Origin of the sequence: Spirillospora sp. CA-294931, assembly GCF_050946795.1 — a bacterium.
Classification (GTDB): Bacteria; Actinomycetota; Actinomycetes; order Streptosporangiales; family Streptosporangiaceae; genus Spirillospora.
This window is the reverse complement of the sequence record NZ_CP192006.1, coordinates 1,229,813-1,249,232: the sequence shown is the minus strand read 5'-3', so window position 1 is coordinate 1,249,232 and position 19,420 is coordinate 1,229,813. Positions and strand designations below refer to the sequence as shown.

Below are 19,420 nucleotides of genomic sequence, written 5' to 3'. Positions count from 1 at the left end.
ACCAGGACACATCGAGACACCCACCAAGCGGGGCGTGATGATGCGGCTGACACCGTCCATTTCCTCGCTGACCTTGTCGGGGACGAGCCAGCGCGCCAAGTCCCTCAGACTCCGCTCGCAGGGACGCGAGGGCGGGAGACATGTGCGGCCGGGCTGGCGACCGCCGTACAGACGAACCCCCGCAGCACGGAGGAAGGTCGACGGCTCCGCGCATCCAGAGCGCGGCATGGACACCCGAGTTCGATGGCCCCGTCGCCGTCGCGCGCGACCGTCACCCCGTCCTGCTTGCTGTCGACGCTCCGCTGCCCGCCTTGGTCACCTGCTGCTTGCCGGTGACCAGAAAGATGATCGAGTTGTTCTCGATGTCACGGACGCGGTCGAGGGTGGCCGTGCCGGTGGCGACGATCTGCTGGGCACGGCGCCCCTCCTACAGACCGCGGGCCGCCGCGCTGCGCTGGAGCTCGCCGCCGAGCTGCTCGGTGACCAATGCGGCGAGGCGGGAGTTGCGGGCGTCAGGCGAGCGATGCGGTGGGGGTGAATCTGGGTGGGCGGTTGGTCTCGCGGGCCGTGGAGGCGGGACGGGGCTTGTTGGGACGGTGGGGTGTGGGTCAGGTGTAGATCTTGGCGGCTAGGGCGGATTTGGCTTCCCAGGTGGAGCGGAGGGCTTCGGGGCTGAAGGCGCCGCCCGCTGGGCGCGGTGGGAGGGTGAGGTCGTCGACCAGGAGCCAGCCGCTGCCGCGGTCGGTCAGGGAGCGGTGTTTGTTGTCGTAGTAGTCGGCGTTGATCGAGACGGCGGCCCCGGCGGCTCCGGCGGCGGCGGCGATCAGGTGGACGTGGAAGCGGGTGGAGATCCAGGTCTGGCCGGGGCCCGCGGGCAGGCCCTCGCGCCAGATCTCGGAGAAGGGGTAGAAGCGGATTCCGGGGAAGTCGCGCTCGATCAGGTCGAAGATCGCGCGGTCGACGCCGGGGATGCCCTCCACCACGCCGATGCGGTCGCCCGTGACGTCCCAGGCGCGCAGGGTCTCGGTGACGAAGGACGCCAGTTCGGGACGGGGCATGTCGAGCAGGTCCGACTGGAGGCAGAGCATGACCTCGCGCAGCGGCTCCTCGGAGCGCCAGTACAGCTCGGGGCCGATGCCGAAGAACATGTCGTCGCCGGTGCAGCCGACGGCGGTCGCGTCGCCGATCAGGGCGAGGGACGGCTCGTCGCGGACGTCGGCGAACTCGAAGTGGGAGACCAGCCCGCGCAGGAGGGACGCGGTGTGGTCGGCGACGGGCGACAGGCCCTGGCCGGTCATGACCGCGCGGCCGCCGGAGCGCTGGACGGCGCTGACCGCGGCGGCCAGGAGGCCGTAGTGGCGGGGCCAGATCCGGTTGATGTAGCCGCCGCCGATCAGGTGGACGACGTCGGCGCGCGCGGCGAGGTCGATTCCGGCGACCCAGCGGCAGGCCATGCCGGGGTTGTGGACGGCGTGGCCGACCCAGCGGGTGACCTCCCACGGCTCGTCGGCGGGGGCCTCCCAGCACAGGCGCCAGAAGGTGTCGGTGAACCGGGCCCGGGGATGGATGCCGTCGAGCAGGACGGCCGCCTGGCCCGGGCTGGGGCAGTCGAGCCAGACCTCCTGGTCGGGGGCCACCTCCGCCAGGTGCCGGAGCCACATCGCGGCGATGAGCTCGTCGCCGTAGTTGGGGTATCCGGATGTCCCGACCAGGTAATACATGCGATCCCCCCAATACATGCGAAACCCCTTCCACCGCGATCGCGCAATCGTTTGCGCCACCGATTGCACGATCACGGCAGTAGGGGAAGGAGGCTCCAGCTAACGCCCAGTTCCCCTCTTAACGGAAGCGAGCTGATCAAATGGATGGGGTGATATGGATCACACCTATTGGCGGTAATCCAATAAGTGTGATGGCGCGTCATTCTCTGAATGACCGGAATTGTCGACGGGCGCAATAGGCGGAGAATCAGGGCAGTGCGTGCTCGAACCAGACCACCTTGCCGTCGTCGGCGCGGTCGGTGCCCCAGCGCTCCGCGAGATGGCTGACCAGCAGCAGGCCCCGGCCGGACTCGTCGGTGGCGTCGGCCTGGCAGAGCTGCGGCAGGTCGGTGCCGTCGTCGGAGACCTCGCACAGCAGGGTCGCGCCCCTGATCATCCGCATTCCGATCGCCCCGGCCCCGTGCACGAGCGCGTTGGTGACCAGCTCGCTGACCAGTAGCTCGACGGTGTCGGAGAGCTCGGAGAGCTTCCACTCGGCGAGCTGGGCGGCGGCCATCGCGCGGGCGCGCGGCACCATGCTGGGCTCGGGTTCGAGGTCCCATTCGGCGATGTCCTCGCGCGCGATGCCGTCGAGCCCCACCGCGACCAGCGCGACATCGTCGGCCGGGATCGCCGCGCTCATGGATTCGAGCAGGTCGTCGCAGGTGCGGTCGAGCGAGCGCGGCGCCCCCGCCAGCCGCGAGCGCAGCTCCTCAAGGCCCTGCTCGATGTCGCGGTCGCGCCGTTCGAGCAGCCCGTCGGTGCACAGCATCAGCTGGGAGCCGTCCTCGACGTCGATCTCGACGACCTCGAAGTGGTCGGCCCCCACGCCGATCGGGGGGCCGGGCGATACGGGGAGAATTCTGCTCTCGCCGTCCGGCGAGACCAGGACGGGCGGCAGATGGCCGGCGCTGCTGAAGCGGCAGCGCCGCGTCACCGGGTCGTACACCGCGTAGAGGCAGGTCGCCAGGTAGTCGTCGCCGAGCATGCGGGTCAGCCCGTCGAGCTGCCGCAGCAGCCGGTCGGGGCGCAGATCCTGGACCGCGAGGGTGCGGACGGCGGTGCGGAGCTGTCCCATGATCGCGGCGGAGGTCAGCCCGTGGCCCATCACGTCGCCGACCACGATGCCCAGCCGCAGGCCCGGCAGCGGTATCGCGTCGAACCAGTCGCCCCCGACCTGGGCCGCCTGCCCGGCCGGACGGTAGCGAAAGCACACCCGCGCCCCCGGGACCTCTGGCGGGTCTGCGGGAAGCATCGTCCGTTGCAGTTCCTGGGCGACGCGGACCTCGCGCCGGTAGAGCCGGCCGTTGTCGATGCACAGCGCGGCCCGGCGGGCCAGCTCGTCGACCGTCGCCAGGTCGAGCTCGTCGAACCCGGGACGGTCGGGCTTGCGCAGCAGCTTGAACGTGCCGAGCACCTGCCCTCGGGCGATCAGCGGCACGACCAGCAGCGCCCGCCCGGTGAGCAGGGGCCGAAGGTCGCGGTCGGTGAACGCCGCCGAGATGCGCTCGGCGTGCCGCCGGTCGACCCGGGGGACGTGCACCGCGCGCCCGGTGGCCATCGCCTGGACGAACGGGGTGTCGGGCGGGAAGCGCAGGGCCTCGCCTTCGGGGACGGTGTCGTCCCACCGGCCGGGCTCGTCGTCGTGGGCGACCGCGACCCGGCGCATGAGGGCGGTCTCGTCGAGGTCGCCCTGCCGGGGCTCGCCCTCGGCCGAGACGACCCGTTCGAGCAGTTCGACGGCCGCGAAGTCGGCCACCCGGGGCACCAGCACCTCCGCCAGCGTGCGGCATGCCTGGAGGTGGTCGAGGGAACTGCCGATCTGCTGCCCCGCCTCGCCGAGGAAGGTGAACCGGTCGCGCACCTTCATCGTCTCCAGCCCGCGCGGGCGCGACGAGGCGGCCAGCGAGCCGTCGGGCGGCTCGGGTTCGGGCTCGCCCGGTCGGGGGCGGATGCGCAGGGCGCGCGGCATCCCTCCCCAATACGGGACGATCGGCAGCCGCACCGTGACGCTGAGGTTGACCGCCGGGTACCCCATGCCCAGCACGCGCGAGGTGAGGGCCTCGGCCGCGGCGGGCCCCATCAGCGGCAGCAGCTCGGCCAGCCTGCGCCCGAGCAGGGCGGTGTCGTGGCCGGCCATCGGGACCAGCGCGGGCTCGACCCGCAGCAGCCGCACCCCTGTGGCGGCCGGCAGCGGGCCGGACGCGGGCGAGACGACCAGCACGTCGCCCATCCCGATGCCCGGGCCCTCGTCGCGCAGACGGCGCAGATCGGCCGCCACCGCCAGGACGCGGACGCCCGCGACGCCGCCCTCCTCTCCCGCGCCGGGACGGTCGATGGGATAGACCCACCAGGCCACCTCGGCGAGCTCGCCGTCGTCGACGCGCGGGACGAAGCACGCCCCGCACCACACGTGCCCGTACGTCTCGGGCTCGAACGCCCCCCGATGCTCCTGAGGCAGCCTCAGCAGCGTGGTGAGCGAGCGCCCCAGCGCCTGTTCGCGATCGATGCCGAACAGGTCGTGGGCGGTGCTGCTCCAGTGGCTGATACGGCCGTGACCGTCGAGCGCGAGCACGGCCATGCGCGCCACCCCGAGCAGATGCTGCTCCAGGAGGCGCGGCGCGCGCGCCTCGGCCCCTCCCGTATCGCGTTTCGCCGCAAGCGGCGCCTGACCTCGAGCAATGATCACTCGGACCCCTCCCCTGGGCGGCCTGCCGTAACACCTCCGACAACCCGCAGTAAAGAGGACGTTACCTCGCGTGAGCAAGACCCGCTGCCGGTCTGTGGAAAACCGGTCCACACGCCCGCCGCGCTGGCGATTGAGTGCGCACTCACTCATAATCGGGGAGAGGACAGGCGAACAAGGAGGTAGCAGGGTGCCACCGGCGGAACCGATGCGCGACAGGATCCTCGCCGCGGCGATCGAGGTGATCCGCGAGCGCGGCATCGTCGCGGCGACCACCAAGGAGATCGCCCGCACGGCCGGGGTCTCGGAGGGGAGCCTCTACAACCATTTCGCCAACAAGAGCGCCCTGTACGGCACCGCGCTCGGCGAGGTCGCGGGCGGCATCCGCGACGCCATGATCGAGTTGCTCGGCTCGGTCGGGCGCGGCACCGTCGAGGACAACCTCGTCCGCCTGGCCGTCACCGCCGTCCGCTTCTACGGCGACCTCCTCCCGATGACCGGTCCGGTGCTCGGCGATCCCGACCTGCTCGCCTGGCTCCGCGCAGGGGGCCCGGGCGACCTTCCCCAGGACGACGGCCCTCCGCTGAGCCGTCCCCTCCGAGGGCATGCCGCGCTTATCGCCTACCTGGAGGCCGAGCAGAAGCAGGGCCGTCTGAACGAGCAGGCGCGGCCCCCGTATATCGCCGCCGCACTGCTCGGGGGGTGCCAGCAGCACGCCTTCCTCACCCGTCTCACGGGTCCCGAGGCTCTGGCGGAGGGCGCCCGGCTCCCCGGCGACCTCACCGACTACGCCCGCGGGCTGGTCCAGACCGTCCTCGCGGGCCACCTGCCCTAGCGAGGCGTCCAAAACCCTTATGGGGACGGGGTTTTCGCAGCATATGCGGCCCCGTCCAGCCGCCTGCCCACCGGGCGCGGACGCGCCATGGGGGCGGACGGTGCACAAGCACAGCAAAGTGACCGAATGCGGCTAAACGCCTCCAACCTGCATTGACACCCCTCAATCCCCGGAAGACGATCGCGCAGCCCCCGTTGTGATCCACGCCAGGGAGGCGCGATGGCGCGCATACATTTTCGGCGGAGAACCTGCACGACCGTGCTGACAGCGGCGACGCTCCTACTCGGAACGTTCGCCGCCACACCGGCACAGTCGAGTCCGAAGCCCAAACCCCCGGGCTCATACGGACGAGCGGCCGTCGACGTCTACTCCGGTGAAGTGACGCCGGACCAGATCAAGATGCTCAACCGCGTCGGCCTCGACCACGAGGACGTCGCGTTCGGCAAGGCCCAGGCCGGGAAGACCCAGGTCGAGGTCGTGATGAGCGGCGTCCAGGCGGAAACGCTCGGCCGCGCCGGCGTCAACCTCACGCTCAAGAAGGTCAAGGGCAAGGACGTCACCCAGCGCGCCAAGGCGGCCGCCCCCACGGTGTTCCGGCCGTACAGCGGCCCCGGGAACATCCGCGAGGAGATCCTCAAGGTCGCGGCGGACCACCCCGACATCGCCGTCCCGGTCGACATCGGCAAGTCCGTCACGGGGCAGCCGATCACCGCGATCCGGGTGAGCAAGGGCGCCAAGGACCTCAAGGACGGGCAGCGTCCCGCCGTGATCTACCAGGGCACCCAGCACGCCCGTGAGTGGATCACCCCCGAGATGGTCCGGCGGTTGCTGCACCACTACACCGGCAACTACGGCAAGAACGCCGACATCACCAAGATCATCGACACCACCGACGTGTGGTTCGTCCCGGTCGTGAACGTCGACGGCTATGACCTCACGTTCAAGGACGGCTTCCGCCTGTGGCGCAAGAACGTCCGCGACAACGACGGTGACGGCCAGGTCACCGGCCAGGACGGCGTCGACCCGAACCGCAACTTCTCCGAGAAGTGGGGCTACGACAACGAGGGCTCCTCCCCCGATCGGACGAGCCAGACCTACCGTGGCCCCGGCCCGGCGTCCGAGCCGGAGACCAAGGCGCAGATCAGCCTCTACGAGCGCCTCAAGCCCAAGTACCTGATCAACTACCACTCGGCCGCCGAGCTGCTGCTGCACGGCGTCGGCTGGCAGACGCTCACCCGGAGCCCGGACGACGTCGTCCACGACGCGCTCCTGGGCGACATCGACCACCCCGCCGTCCCCGGGTACACACCCCAACTGGGCGCGCAGCTCTACACCACCAACGGCGACACCGACGGGCAGGCCGACAACAACCACGGCGCCCTGTCGATCACGCCCGAGATGGCCACCTGCGTGACGGCGGCCAACGTCGACCCCAACGACCCCTACACGCCCGAGAACTGCGGCAGCATCTTCGAGTTCCCGGACGACGAGAAGCTGATCGCGCACGAGTTCAACAAGAACCTGCCGTTCGCCCTCTCGGTCAGCAAGTCGGCCCACACCCCCGACAACCCGGTCTCGGTGGTCGGGAAGAAGACCCCCGACTTCGAGCCCGACACCTTCACCGCGTCCTACGGCTCGACGCAGGAGGTCGGGTCCTACGTAAGGCGCTCGCTGGCCAACAAGGACCTCAACTACCGCATCAACGGCGGCAAGGTCCGCACCGACGGCGCCCGTGAATGGCGTGGCGGCGAGCGGTTCGGGGACGAGAACGACCTGTACTACGGCGAGTTCCGGGGCAAGGTCTCCGGCCAGAAACCCGGGGACAAGGTCGAGGTCTGGTTCTCGGGCAACAAGGCGGGCAAGCGCGTCGAGAGCAAGCACTGGACGTACACCGTCCGCGATCAGGGCGGAGCCGACGTCCTGGTGCTCGCCGACGAGGACTACACGGGCGTCAACCCCAAGTACCCGTCCGGCACCAACGCCCCCAAGTACGCCCAGCAGTACGCCGACCTGGTCAAGTCGAGCAAGCACAAGCCCCAGATCTGGGACATCGACAAGGACGGCGCCCCCCACCACCTCGGCGTCCTCAAGCACTTCAAGGCCGTGGTCTGGTACCTGGGCGACAACCGTCTCACCCAGGACCAAGCGGACGACCCCGTAAAGACCTACCTGGGCGACTTCCCCGACTCCCAGGTGGCCGACCGGGCCAGGGACACGCTGCTGTCCGTCCGTGCCTACCTCAACGAGGGCGGCAAGCTGCTCTACACCGGTGAGACCACCGGGTACAACGGGCCGCTCAACCGTGCCAACGGCGGAGGCATCTACTACGGCCTCAAGGGTCACCCCGAGAAGCCCTGCGTGGTCAAGGGGAACTTCCGGGACGACTGCGAACTGCTCTCGGACGACTTCCTCCAGTACTGGCTGGGTGCCTACGACCGGGCCACGGTAGGGAAGCCCACCGGGTTCACCGGCACCAAGAAGCCCTACGACGGCACCAAGGCCGACCTGGGCGGGACGGCGTCCAACCCGGTGAACGAGGCCGGCGGGTTCCAGGTGACCTCCACCGTCCTGCCCCCGGCACAGTTCCCGCAGTTCAACAGCTGGAAGTCGGGCGACTACACCGGCGCGGCCGCGCCGTTCGAGCCGGTCGAGGGCCAGTGGTACGTCGCCGGAACGCACCGGGACGGCCTCTACCGGCGCCTGACCCGCACGATCGACCTCACGTCGGTCACCGCGGCGCAGGCACCGACCCTCCAGTCGCAGCTCTCCTACAGCACCGAGACCGGCTTCGACCACATCCTCCTGGAGGCGAGGACGGCCGGGGGCGAGGACTGGACCACGCTGCCCGACAAGAACGGCCGGACCCGGACCACCGCGCCGTCCGAGTGCGAACAGGGCTACTTCCTCAACCAGCACCCGTTCCTGAGGCACTACCTCACCCAGGGCAATCCCTGCGGGAACACCGGATCCAGTGGGCAGTGGAACTCGCTGACCGGTAACTCCAACGGGTGGGTCCCGGTGGCCTACGACCTCTCGGCCTACGCGGGCAAGAAGGTCGAAGTCTCGCTGGCCTACGTGAGCGACCCGGGTACCGGCGGCTCCGGTGTCTTCATCGACGACACCAAGCTCACCACCAGCGGCGGTCAGATCGACGCCGAAGGCTTCGAGACCGGCCTCGGCCCCTGGGCCGCCCAGGGCGCCCCGGCCGGAAGCCCCGGCAACCCGTCCGAATTCGCCAGGTCCCAGGCCCTGATCGACTCCGTCTCGGCGGTCTCGACCAAGGACACCGTCCTGCTCGGCTTCGGAATCGAGCAGGCCAAGACCCCGGCGGAGCAACAGGCTCTGATGGGCCGCGCTCTGCGCCACCTGCTGGGCGACTGACAATCACACCCACTCCGGGAGCCCCGGTCGCCTCCACCGACCGGGGCTCCCGGCCGTCCAGACCCCGCCTCACCCCCCAAAGCCCCTCCCACCCAGCCCGGGGCCCACCCTCCAGGCTCCCGCCCCTCCAAGCCCGCCTCAGCCCCGCAACGCTCCCCACCCAACCCCGACAAACGTCCCCACCCAGCGTGACGACGCCCCCAAGGACCACGATGTCCAGAGCCTGACGCCACAACTTCCGTAGCGCTGTGTGACCTACACCCCCCTGACGCTGGGCCCCTATATCGGGTACCGTGGACCACTCGGAACGGTAAAGAGTCAATGTGATGCACGTCATGCAACCTTCTGGATCGTTCCGTGCGTCTTACTCAATGAGAACGCCACCGAACGAGTGCAAACGCCTGATCGCGCCTGACCCGCGACGTCCCGGCCCAACGGGGTCGCTCTGGCACCGGCGATCCGCGCACTCGCTCCGGCCCACCCTCCATGCGAGGCCGAGCACCTGACCGGTATCACCGGCCATGCCGCGCGAGCAGCGAAGAAGCGCCCGCCGCGTCATGACCCGGCGCCGAACCCGTCAGGAACGGTGGAGCGTACCTCTCCACGGGGGCGGCCGCACCGCCCGGTCCGCGCAAAGCGCGCGCACACAACCGCGCACCGCGCGTACATAACCCGGCCCCAACGGGTCCCGACCACACGGGGGAGCCACCATGCCTGCCACCATGACGACCGCCACCAGCACCGTCCCGGCCCAGACCGGACGCCCCGATCACACCGAGCGGTATGAGCGCGACGTGCTCCCGTTCGTCCAGCCCCTTTACGCCAGCGCCGTCCGCATGACGCGCAACAGCGCCGACGCCGAGGACCTCCTCCAGGAGACCCTCGCCAAGGCCTACGTCAACTTCCACCAGTTCCAGGAAGGCACCAACCTCAAGGCCTGGCTGCACCGCATCCTGACCAACAACTTCATCAACCTCTACCGCAAGCGCCAGCGCGAGCCGCAGCGCGCCGGTTCCGAGGAGCTGGAGGAGTGGCAGATCGCCCAGGCCGGAGCCGACCACGCGGGCTTCCGCTCCGCCGAGTCCGAGGCCCTGGACCGCATCCCCGACTCCGGAGTCGTCCGCGCCCTGCGCGCCCTGCCCCAGGACTTCCGGGACGCCGTCTACCTCGCCGACGTCGAGGGCTACGCCTACAAGGAGATCGCCGAGATGATGGGCACCCCCATCGGCACGGTGATGTCCCGCCTCCACCGAGGCCGCAAGCAGCTCCGCGAGGCCCTGTCCGAAACCCACACCCTCGCCGCCTGACCCCCAGCCCAGTGATCCCGCGGCCACCCCGTGACCGCGGGATCACGCACATCCAAAACCACCGCAAGAGCAACGCCCTCGCTAACGCTCGGACAGCCCCCTTGGGGCTCCCGCCCCAAACCCCAAGCTGGGGGGCTCCGCCCCCCAAACCCCCCAAAAAAGGGCTCAAGCTGAGTCTTTTCAGTGGGGAATACCGTCAATGAGGTCGCGAGCACCCTTTCTGAGGAGATCGCCGGCAACATACGCGCCGAGATCGGCACCCTTGTCCGGGGCGGACCACTCCTGGGAATGGACAAAGCATGATCCGTCCCGTGTGAAGACCATTCCACGAAGACTGAGTTGCCCATCTCGCTCAAACCGGGCATGACCGGCTATGGGGCTGTTGCAGTGGCCCCTGAGGCCGTGCAGCATCGCCCGCTCAGCGAGCACACACCGTCGAGTGTCGCGGTGGTCCAGAAGCCGAGCCAGTTCGACGATGTCGCGGTCGTCGGCCCGGCAGTCCACGGCGAGGACACCCGAGCCGACGGCCGGAATGATGTCGAGTGTCTCGCCTGAGCGTTCAATACCCAGCCGGACCAGGCTGACCTTGGCCAGAACGATGGCCGCGAACTCTTCACCGTGTCCAGGCGACCGAGCCGCGAGTTGACGTTGCCACGTAGATACTTCACCCGTAGGTCGGGCCGGATCTGCCCTAGCTGAGCCCTACGACGCACGGCCGACGTTCCCACCAGCGCCCCCGAAGGAAGATCGTCCAAGCGCTGCGTCTGCGAAGTCGAAGGGAACAGCATCACCTCGGAGGTGTTCTCGCGCTCCATGTAGGCCGCGAACATCAGCCCTTCATGCCGCGGGACGTCCCCAGGGACGTCTTTCAGGCAATGCACCGCGAGGTCGACCTTCTCGGTGACCAGCGCGCGATCGATCTCCCGCAGAAAGGCTCCTTTTCCGCCCAATTCACCAAGGTGGCCTTGGTGACGGTCACCTGCGGTCTGGATGCCGATGATCTCAACCGAGACATTGGCCGATTCCTCAAGCCGCCGGGCGACAAACCGTGCCTGTGTCATGGCCAACGGCGAGGTACGCGTGCCTAGTCGCACCGTTCCGCCGCCGCCTGACCAGGAGAACGTGGGGGCAACGTCGTTTCGCGCGGCGGGCACCAGGTCGGTCACGGGGGTGACGTTAGTTGAGCCGTTGGTCGGCTTCCCGTCGCCCACGTCAGAGGCTCCCATTCCGGTCTCAGGCCCTAGAGAAATCGGAGCAACCGGTGAGGCGAGCCCAGACCCACTTCCCGTTCGGTTCCGTGGGCCGGATTCCGCACGCGGAGGAGAGCGCCTCGACGATGGGCAAGCCCCACCCGCCGGAACCGTCGTCGTGACCGGGATTCAGGGCCTCCGCGTCCGGGGTGATGTCCGCCATTGACAGTGCGACCACGGGCCGCGCGACCGGGCTCCGGGCAGAGGAGTCCCAGACCTCCAGCAGGACGGCTTCGGGTTCGGGTGTGAGCCTGATCCTGATCTCAGTGCGGGGAGCGGCCTCGATGGCGTTCGCGATGAGTTCGGCGGCCACCAGGCACAGGTCATGCGCGAGATGTGTCTGGCCCCAGGCGCGGAGCCGAGATCTCATCATGGTTCGCAGCCGACCAGACGCCGACGGCACGGCAGGACAGACCATGTCCAGCTCAGCCGAGATCCTGCCCCCAGACTGGAACTGCATTGCGACCGCGGAGGCAGTTCGTGACCTGACGAAGTTCATGCCAGAGAAGCTAGACGAACGAAATGCTCAGGGCAGTGGCCGAACTAGTGGCCAGCATTCCCTTTGATCTCTTGCATGAGAAGGCGCAATGTTAGGGAGTGTTTCTCAGGAGGTAGTTTTTCCAATGCAGTCTGCGCATGGGCGACTCCTCCGGATTTGTCGCCGCTTCTGACCAGCATCAGGCCACGGTGCATCTCCAGGTGGGTTGCGAACCGGGGCAAAGTCGCGGGAAGGTTCGCGCGCGCTCTTTCTTGGGCTTCCGCGGCAAGGCGTTCCTCGCCGAGCCGTGCTGCGAGCAGAGAGATGAAAACGTTCATACGCCACCACGGCACGGCGTAGTCGGAGGTCTGCTCCTGCGATCCGACCTTGTCGAACACTCGCCGCCCTTGGTCGACCAGATCAAGCGCCGGCTGCTTGTCGCCCCTGATCGCCGCCACGTGTGCGCTGCCCATGATCGCGTTGAGCCTGCCGAGAGACGATTCATCGCTGATCCGCATCGCCTGCTCGGCGAACATCTCGGCCATGCCAAGGGAAGCGCCTTCATAGCCGAGCGCGATGGCGGCCCGGCCGCGCACCCAGACTCGCGCTTGGTCATCCCCCGACCGGTCAGCCGCCGAGGCGGCGATTCGGTACCAGTTGGCCGCCTTGGCCCCGTCCGAGCCCGGGAATGTCTTCCCGTACAAGGTCATCAGCTTGGAGGCGATCACCCACATTCCGGGTTCCTCCAACTGTTGCTGGAGGATCAGCAGATCATGTGCCAGGCGTGCCTGGATCTCCGCTGCCCCGAGCGACATATAGTCCCGGCCGTACGCGACGATCTTTTCCTGCCAGGAGTCTACGGGGAGGCCGTCGTTCGCCAACGCGGCAGAAAATCCCGAGCGGATGAGATCAGAGGCCACCACAGGCGCGACGGCTGTAGCCGCCACGTTGGTCAAGAACCTGCGTCTCTCCAATTTCGCGTCCTCAAGCACTTCCAGGGGCACTTCCAGCACTGCCGCCAGATGCCGTAGCCAGAACGGGCCTGGGGTGCGTTTGCCGTTCTCCCACCGCGACACGTCTTCCCGACTCACGGTGGCCCGCCCTGCCGACCCGCACAGCAGATCGGCCAAGCGTCCCTGGGAGTAGCCGAGAGCATCGCGAAGATCACGGATCAACGGTCCCAGCACCATACGCTCATCATCGCCTAGGCCAGTGGCCACAGGGGTGGCCAGTCCGGTGGCCAGTCGCGCGAATCGATTGCGGACCGGCAGGCACGCTAGGGCCCCAGTCCGAGCTGTTTTGGGGGGTCTGGGGGCGGGAGCCCCCAGCGGGGCTGTCCGAGCGGAGCGAGGGCCTTGCTTTTGGGGGGTGGGCGGGGTGGAAAGGGGAAGCCGGGCCCCGGAGGGCCCGGCTTTCCTTTGGGGGGTCAGGGGTTGGTTACTGGGGGAAGCAGAAGGCTTGGGTGCCGAAGCTGTAGCACTGGATCTGCTTGGAGGCGGTGTTGGCGTTGCCCGAGCGGTCGGTCACCTTGAGCTGGGCGGTGTAGGTGGTGCTCTTGTTGGGGTAGGCGTGGGTGGTGGTGGCGCCGGTGCCGGTCTGGCCGTCGCCGAAGTTCCACGTGTAGGACGCGATGTCGTTGTCGGGGTCGGTGCTGCCGGAACCGTCGAAGGAGCAGGACGCCCAGTTGCAGGTCACGCGGAAGGCGGACTTGGGGGCCTGGCCGGAGCTGGTGCCGGCGGTGACGCGCCTGGTGGTGGTGCCCTTCTTGCCCTCGTTGTCGGTGACCGTGAGCTTCACGTCGTAGGAGCCGGCGGCCGAGTAGGTGTGGGACGGCTTGACGCCCTCACCGGTCTTGCCGTCGCCGAAGTCCCAGCTGTACGAGGCGATCGAGCCGTCGGCGTCACGAGAGGCCGAGCCGTCGAACGTGCACGAGGGCTCGGAGGTCGAGCAGGTCTCGGTGAAGGACGCGGTGGGTTCGCCGCCGCCACCGCCGCCGCCGAGGTCCTTGACGTAGAGGAGCTTGTTGGGCGAGCCCTTGATGTCGGTGATCTTGTTCGGAGTGGTGGAGTTCATGATCTTGGCGTTGGCGTCGGCCACCGAGATGCTCGGGTTGGCGGCCGTGGCCAGGACGAGCGCGCCCGCGACGTGCGGGGTCGCCATCGACGTGCCGCCGTTGGAGCCGCTGCTGCCACCGTTGGTGGTGGAGGTGATGTTGCTACCCGGGGCGAACAGGTCGACGCAGCTGCCGTAGTTGGACGACTGGGTGGAGTTCCAGATGCTGCGCTTGTCCTGCTGGTCCGACGCGGCGACGGTGAGGGCGCCGGGGGTGCTGGCGGGACTGACGTTGCAGGCGTCCTGGCCCTCGTTGCCCGCGGCGACGGCCCACGCGACACCGGCGGCCATCGACTTGGCGACCGCGTCGTTCACCGCCTGGCTCTTGCCGCCGCCGAGGCTCATGTTGCCGACCGCGGCCTGCGGCGCGTTCTTGGTCACCCAGTCGATGGCGGAGATGATGCCGTCGTAGGGGCCGCGCCCGCTGCAGTCCAGGACGCGGACGGCGACGAGCTTGGTCTTCTTGGCGATGCCCCAGGTCTTGCTGCCGACGGTGCCGCCTACGTGGGTGCCGTGGCCGTTGCAGTCGCTGGCGTCGGAGTCGTTGTCGATGAAGTCGTAGCCGCTGGTCGCCCGCCCCTCGTAGTCGGGGTGGTCGAGGTCCATGCCGGTGTCGACGACATACGCCGTGACGCCCGAACCGTCGTTGGGCGGGCTGTAGTTGTTGTCGACCGGGAGGTCACGCTGGTCGACGCGGTCCAGGCCCCAGGTCACGGTGGCGCGGGCGATGGCGTTCTGCTCGACGTAGCGGACGGCCGGGTCGGCGGCCAGGCGCTTTGCCTGCGACTCGTTCATCTTCACCGAGAACCCGCGCAGGGACGCGGAGTACACCTTGCCGAGCTTGCCGCCGTACTCGGCGGCGAGGTCGCGGGCGTCGTCGGTGACGGCGGTCCGGACGCTGGGCGACTTGGACGCCTCACCCTTCAGCGTCACGATGTAGCTGCCGGCGATCGTGTCGGGCTGGCCGGCGTTGAGGATCCGGCCCTCGGCGGCCTGGGCGACGCCGAGGCTGTTGAACGCGAGCGCGGCGGACGCCGTCACGCCGAGCAGGATCCCGAAGGTACGGGATCGTTTTCTCTGGTGAGACACTGCGGAACTCCTTGACTGGTCGTGGTGGGTCGACCTGCCGGCGGCGGGCCGCCGGCGAGAGGACGCGGACCATTCGCGTCCCCGCCGTTCCGGATCCGCGGAGCTGGAGATGATCTCCCCTGAGCGGAGCCGGACCGGCTCGTGCGTGGGGCGGCCGGGGAGATTTCGTGGACCCGCGCGGCCGCCGGAGTGTCACCTGGCGGAAGCAGGCGGCCTTACGGGGGCGGGCCGGGCGCCGGTATGGCGACGGCAGCGGCAACTGAATGCGGACCGCGCGCGCAGGGCTTCGCTCATGGCTTCCTCCGGTGGGGGGTGGGCCCCGGCTCGGCCGAGGCACACGGAGTAGCCACACCTTTCGGCCACCTGAAGCCGAAAACAACCCGTATGGGTACGTAGTTAATAGATGGTTCGTCCGGCCTATATCACCTCTGACCTGCCATTACAGAGAGAGTTCCCAATAGCGGATCGGGCTGCTTGTCAGGACTCGCAACCGATTTCATCGCCGCGACCTTCAAACCGGCCGCACGGTGAGTAGTCAGATCGATACAGTGAGCGATGATCTGTCGGATGGGATTCGGAGGGGCCATGCCTCATCTAGTTGGTTCGGTTTTGGCGGGGGCGGCGCTGGTGGTTCTGCCGGTCACGCCGGCTCAGGCGGCGCCGGCGGAAACGTCGCTGCGGCTGACGGTCACCTATCCCGGGGAGGAGGTCTCGGGGACGCGGGGTGTGGAGCTGATCTGCAATCCGGCTCGGGGGGCGCACCCGCGTGCCGACACCGCGTGCCGCGACCTCGACCTCAGCCGGGGGCAGGTGGAGCGGGACGCCGGTGACGCGATCTGCACGATGATCTACGCCCCCGTGGTCGCGGAGGCCCAGGGAACGTGGCGGGGCCGGACGGTCCAGTTCAAGCAGGAATACGGCAACGACTGCCAGATGCACGCCCACACGGGAACGATCTTTCGTTTCTGAGGCCCGTCCCGCATAGGCCGGGCCTGGGCGGGTAGAGCGCGCCTGAACCAGCGCGGCACCGGCACCGGGGCCGCCTCCCCAGGGGCCCGGGCCGGTGGCCGAGATCGTGATGGGGAAAGAGGTGCGCGCTCATGCGGGTCGGGGACGTCATGAGCGCTCCGGCGAGAGCGCTTCCCCTGGAGGCCAGCCTGTACGAGGCGGCCCGGGTGATGCGGGACGAGGGCATCGGGGACGTCCTGGTGACGTTCTCGGGACGGCTGTGCGGCATGGTCACCGACCGCGACATCGTGGTGCGGGCGGTGGCCGACAGCCGTGACGCGCTGCGGACCCCGCTGGGCGAGGTGTGCACGGCCGATCTGGTGACCGTCCGGGCCGAGGACGACACCGAGGAGGCGGCGCGGCTCATGGGTGAGCGGGCGATACGGCGCCTTCCGGTGGTGGACGAGCTGCACCGGCCGGTGGGCATCGTCTCGATCGGCGACCTGGCGGCCGTGGACGGCGACGGGACGCCCCCGCTCTCGGCGATCAGCAAGGCGCCCCCCAACCTCTGAGGCGACCGGCATGGCGCCCCTGACTCGGAGACGATCAGCTACGCGCCCCCGGCCCCGAGGCGATCAGCAAGATGGCCTCTGCCCCGCAAGGCGAGGCTGTCTCTCGGGGCCTCGAGGGTACGAAAGGGGGCTGTCCCAGGCTAACGTCAGGAGTGTGGCCCGTGCTGAGACCGTTCTGACCGACCAGCTCGCCCTGGAGATCGCCCGTCTGGGGGTCGTCGGGGAGTCGTCGGACATCGGGACGCTGCACCGCGTCGCCGAGCTGGCGACGCGGGCCGTGCCCGGGTGTGCCGGGGCCACGAGCGTGCGGTGGGCGGTGGAGGTCACGCAGGGAGAAACCCCCGAACCGCTGGCCTCGGCGGCCAGCCACCCCGATCTGGCCGACGCCGTCGACCTCCAGCTCGCCCGGCGGGCCGGGCCGCTGTTCGACGTGGTCGGCAGCCGCCGGGCGGTGGGGTCCGACGACGTCCTGGCCGAGACCCGATGGCCCGACGCGACGCGTGACCTGCTGCGGCGCGGGGTGCGGTGTTTCGTGACAATTCCCTATCTGAACGAACCGGTGCTGGTGACGTTGACGCTGTACGGCATCGCGCCCGGGTCGCTGGCGCCCGCGCAGAACGGGCTGGCCGCCCTCCTGCTGGCGCAGGGCAGCGCCGCGGTCTCGAACAACCTGCAGTACGACAACGTCCACCGGACGGCCGTGCAGCTCCAGGAGGCCGTCGAGTCGCGCGCGGTCGTCGACCAGGCCAAGGGGATCCTGATGCACGCGCTGGGGTGCGACGCCGACGAGGCGTTCGCCGAGCTCCGGCGGATCTCCCAGACCCGGCATGTCAAGCTGACCGCCCTCGCCCAGCGAATCGTGGGTGACCAGGGCCTTTCCTGATCGGCCACCTAGGAGCGAGCGCATCGGGGGACGTAAGCTTCGCTCAACGGCCCATATCCTTCGAAGTGGCAGGACGCGGATCGGACCGCCAGCCTCGTACCCCGCACCATCAGGAGAGCCCTCGATGACGGACCAGCTCGGGCCAGGGGCCACGGCGCGCGAGATCGACGATCTGGAGGGCCGGATCGGCGAGCTGCGGCAATCGGCCGATCTGCCCGAGACCGACCTGCGCGTCACGCTCGACGCCGCGCTGGTCGAGCTGGAGATGGCGCTGTCGGTCCTGCGGGCGCTGGGCGGCGAGCGCGGCGGGGGCACCGACCGCGCGGCCGCCACCGAGACCGAGCGGCGCGTCCTGCGCACGGTGTTCCAGGAGGCCCCGGTCCCGCTCTTCCTGCTCGACCGCGACACCGGCGTCCGGCGGGTGAACCGGCAGGCGGCCGCGCTGCTCGACACCTCGCCCGGCTACGTGTCGGGCAAGCAGTTCACGGCGTTCTGCGATCTGGCGACACGGGCGGCGCTGCGCTCGCAGTTCGCCGCCGTGGTGCGGACGGGACGCCGCCGCGAGGTGCAGGTCCGGTTCCTGGGCCGCGAGAACCCCGTCCACGCGGTGGTGACGCTGGTCCGGGTGTGGATCCGTGGTGAGCCCGACCCGATGGTGGTGGCCGCCGCGACCCCGGGGGTGAAGGCGCCCGCCAAGAGCGACGGCCGGCCCACGGCGAGCGCGGAGCGTCCCAAGACCGCGTCCGACACCGGCAACGACGAGGCCGTGGCCACGATTGTGCACCGGATGGACGTGCTGGCGGGCGCCAGCGAGCTGCTGCTGGACGAGCCGGTCTTCAACGAGACCGTGGCCGTGCGGCGCTGCGCGCGGCTGCTGGTGGCCGAGATGGCCGACTGGGCGATCATCGACCTGACCGACGCGGGCCGCCGCGGCACCCCGCGCGGTCCCTGGCAGGCGGGCGAGCGGACCGAGCCCGGCGGGGCCGAGGCCGCGGCCCGGCTGCACCGCCAGGTGGTCATGGGGCCCGACGACGAGCGGTCGGTCGCCACCGCGCAGGAGCTCACCGAGCTCACCCCGGACGACCAGACGCTCCCCCACACGGTGTTCCGCACCCGCCAGAGCGCCCTGCGCGCCCATGTCGAAGACCTCGAACTGCTCGGGACGGGCGAGGACGGCCTCCCGGTCTGCGGGCGGATCGGCGCGGCGACCGTCCTGTCGGTGCCGGTGGAGGACGGCGAGCGCTGCATCGGCGCGATCACGCTGGCGGGCAGCGGCGAGCACGGCCCGTTCGACCTGATGGACCTGGCCGTGGTGCAGCGGCTCGGACGCTACCTGGCCCTGGTGATCAGGGCGGCGCGCCTGTACCGGCGCCGCGCCGAGGTCGCCGACTCGCTCCAGGCGAGCCTGCTGCCCAAGTCGCTGCCCGCGATCGAGGGGGTCGGCCTGGCCGCCCGGTACATGTCGGCCACGCACGGGGCCGAGGTCGGCGGCGACTTCTACGACGTGTTCCGCACCCAGGACGGCTGGGGCCTGGTCCTCGGCGACGTCTGCGGCAAGGGCGAGGACGCGGCGGCGGTCACCGCGACCGCGCGGCACGGCGTCCGGCTGGCCTCGCGGTGGAAGCCCGAGCCGACCGAGGTGCTGTCGATGGTGAACGACGCCCTGCTGGACGAGGACCGCTTCGTCACCGCCGTCATGGCCGGGCTGACGCTCAAGACCGACCGCGTCCTGGTCTCGCTGGCCGTGGCCGGGCATCCGCCCGCGATCGTGATCCGGGCCGACGGCGTGATCCGCACCGCCTCGCGCGGCGGCGTGCCGCTGGGCCTGTTCGACGACTTCGAGGCGGGCACCGACGCGATCGACCTCGGGGTCGGCGACACGATCCTGCTGCACTCCGACGGCCTGCTGGAGGCGTGCGACCTGGCCAGGCAGGAGTTCGGGCAGGAGCGGCTGCTGGAGATCCTGGCGGGCGCCGCGGCGCATCCGGTCGAGGAGATGCTGGCCTCGGTGGAGCAGGCGCTGCTCGACTTCTGCGACGGCGACCTGCGCGACGACGTCTCGATGCTCGCCCTGCGCGTCCTGCCGCCGACCCTCGACTAGATCGCCATAAAGCGGGTA

Annotated in this window: 14 protein-coding genes; 7 read left to right on the top strand and 7 right to left on the bottom strand. The window is 69.7% G+C overall.

The features are described from left to right. Positions 1-608: 608 nt before the first annotated feature. Positions 609-1,739, bottom strand: coding sequence for a polysaccharide pyruvyl transferase family protein (locus tag ACQPY4_RS05915; RefSeq protein WP_433333232.1), 1,131 nt, complete (start codon positions 1,737-1,739; stop codon positions 609-611). A gap of 229 nt (positions 1,740-1,968) precedes the next feature. Then, positions 1,969-4,449 carry a SpoIIE family protein phosphatase gene (locus tag ACQPY4_RS05910; protein ID WP_433333230.1) on the bottom strand — a complete coding sequence of 827 codons (2,481 nt, stop codon included), beginning with the start codon at positions 4,447-4,449 and terminating at the stop codon, positions 1,969-1,971. A 187-nt stretch (positions 4,450-4,636) separates the two neighbouring features. Between ACQPY4_RS05910 and ACQPY4_RS05905 the strand changes: the two genes are divergently transcribed. From ACQPY4_RS05905 to ACQPY4_RS05895, 3 genes are all read left to right on the top strand, one after another. After that, positions 4,637-5,281 (top strand): TetR/AcrR family transcriptional regulator, encoded by a 645-nt coding sequence (locus tag ACQPY4_RS05905; protein WP_433333228.1) that lies wholly within the window; start codon positions 4,637-4,639, stop codon positions 5,279-5,281. A gap of 378 nt (positions 5,282-5,659) precedes the next feature. Then, complete coding sequence (locus ACQPY4_RS05900) at positions 5,660-8,662, top strand: M14 family zinc carboxypeptidase (protein ID WP_433333226.1); 3,003 nt, start codon at positions 5,660-5,662, stop codon at positions 8,660-8,662. A gap of 722 nt (positions 8,663-9,384) precedes the next feature. After that, positions 9,385-9,969: a sigma-70 family RNA polymerase sigma factor gene (locus tag ACQPY4_RS05895; protein WP_433338820.1), complete on the top strand. Its 585-nt coding sequence runs from the start codon at positions 9,385-9,387 to the stop codon at positions 9,967-9,969. A 180-nt stretch (positions 9,970-10,149) separates the two neighbouring features. On the opposite strand, the gene ACQPY4_RS05890 is transcribed toward ACQPY4_RS05895, so the two are convergent. From ACQPY4_RS05890 to ACQPY4_RS05870, 5 genes are all read right to left on the bottom strand, one after another. Continuing rightward, entirely contained in the window at positions 10,150-10,380 is a 231-nt protein-coding gene (locus ACQPY4_RS05890) for a hypothetical protein (protein WP_433333224.1), read from the bottom strand. Next, a complete protein-coding gene (hemC, locus tag ACQPY4_RS05885) occupies positions 10,341-11,135 on the bottom strand; it encodes a hydroxymethylbilane synthase (protein WP_433333222.1) in 795 nt (264 codons plus the stop codon). The genes ACQPY4_RS05890 and hemC overlap by 40 nt, the downstream gene beginning before the upstream one ends. Positions 11,136-11,202: 67 nt before the next feature. Then, entirely contained in the window at positions 11,203-11,718 is a 516-nt protein-coding gene (locus ACQPY4_RS05880; protein WP_433333220.1) for an ATP-binding protein, read from the bottom strand. Positions 11,719-11,762: 44 nt separating this feature from the next. Next, the gene (locus ACQPY4_RS05875) at positions 11,763-12,887 is read right to left on the bottom strand and encodes a helix-turn-helix domain-containing protein (protein ID WP_433333218.1); all 1,125 of its coding nucleotides are present in this window, start codon (positions 12,885-12,887) and stop codon (positions 11,763-11,765) included. Between the two features lie 247 nt (positions 12,888-13,134). Further along, a complete protein-coding gene (locus ACQPY4_RS05870) occupies positions 13,135-14,898 on the bottom strand; it encodes a PKD domain-containing protein (RefSeq protein WP_433333216.1) in 1,764 nt (587 codons plus the stop codon). Between the two features lie 585 nt (positions 14,899-15,483). Between ACQPY4_RS05870 and ACQPY4_RS05865 the strand changes: the two genes are divergently transcribed. The 4 genes from ACQPY4_RS05865 (at position 15,484) to ACQPY4_RS05850 (ending at position 19,402) form a co-directional block, all read left to right on the top strand. Further along, positions 15,484-15,867 (top strand): SSI family serine proteinase inhibitor, encoded by a 384-nt coding sequence (locus tag ACQPY4_RS05865; protein WP_433333214.1) that lies wholly within the window; start codon positions 15,484-15,486, stop codon positions 15,865-15,867. A gap of 131 nt (positions 15,868-15,998) precedes the next feature. Continuing rightward, entirely contained in the window at positions 15,999-16,418 is a 420-nt protein-coding gene (locus ACQPY4_RS05860; RefSeq protein ID WP_433333212.1) for a CBS domain-containing protein, read from the top strand. 154 nt (positions 16,419-16,572) lie between these two features. After that, entirely contained in the window at positions 16,573-17,301 is a 729-nt protein-coding gene (locus tag ACQPY4_RS05855; protein WP_433333210.1) for an ANTAR domain-containing protein, read from the top strand. A 124-nt stretch (positions 17,302-17,425) separates the two neighbouring features. After that, positions 17,426-19,402: a SpoIIE family protein phosphatase gene (locus ACQPY4_RS05850; protein WP_433333208.1), complete on the top strand. Its 1,977-nt coding sequence runs from the start codon at positions 17,426-17,428 to the stop codon at positions 19,400-19,402. The last annotated feature ends 18 nt before the right edge of the window (positions 19,403-19,420 follow it).

Excerpts from the sequence above, each read along its gene's own strand:
- ACQPY4_RS05915 (WP_433333232.1), bottom strand. The coding sequence starts at position 1,739 with ATGTATTGGGGGGATCGCATGTATTACCTGGTCGGGACATCCGGATAC.
- ACQPY4_RS05895 (WP_433338820.1), top strand. The coding sequence starts at position 9,385 with ATGACGACCGCCACCAGCACCGTCCCGGCCCAGACCGGACGCCCCGAT.
- ACQPY4_RS05890 (WP_433333224.1), bottom strand. The coding sequence starts at position 10,380 with ATGCTGCACGGCCTCAGGGGCCACTGCAACAGCCCCATAGCCGGTCAT.
- ACQPY4_RS05880 (WP_433333220.1), bottom strand. The coding sequence starts at position 11,718 with ATGAACTTCGTCAGGTCACGAACTGCCTCCGCGGTCGCAATGCAGTTC.
- ACQPY4_RS05875 (WP_433333218.1), bottom strand. The coding sequence starts at position 12,887 with ATGGTGCTGGGACCGTTGATCCGTGATCTTCGCGATGCTCTCGGCTAC.
- ACQPY4_RS05865 (WP_433333214.1), top strand. The coding sequence starts at position 15,484 with ATGCCTCATCTAGTTGGTTCGGTTTTGGCGGGGGCGGCGCTGGTGGTT.
- ACQPY4_RS05860 (WP_433333212.1), top strand. The coding sequence starts at position 15,999 with ATGCGGGTCGGGGACGTCATGAGCGCTCCGGCGAGAGCGCTTCCCCTG.
- ACQPY4_RS05850 (WP_433333208.1), top strand. The coding sequence starts at position 17,426 with ATGACGGACCAGCTCGGGCCAGGGGCCACGGCGCGCGAGATCGACGAT.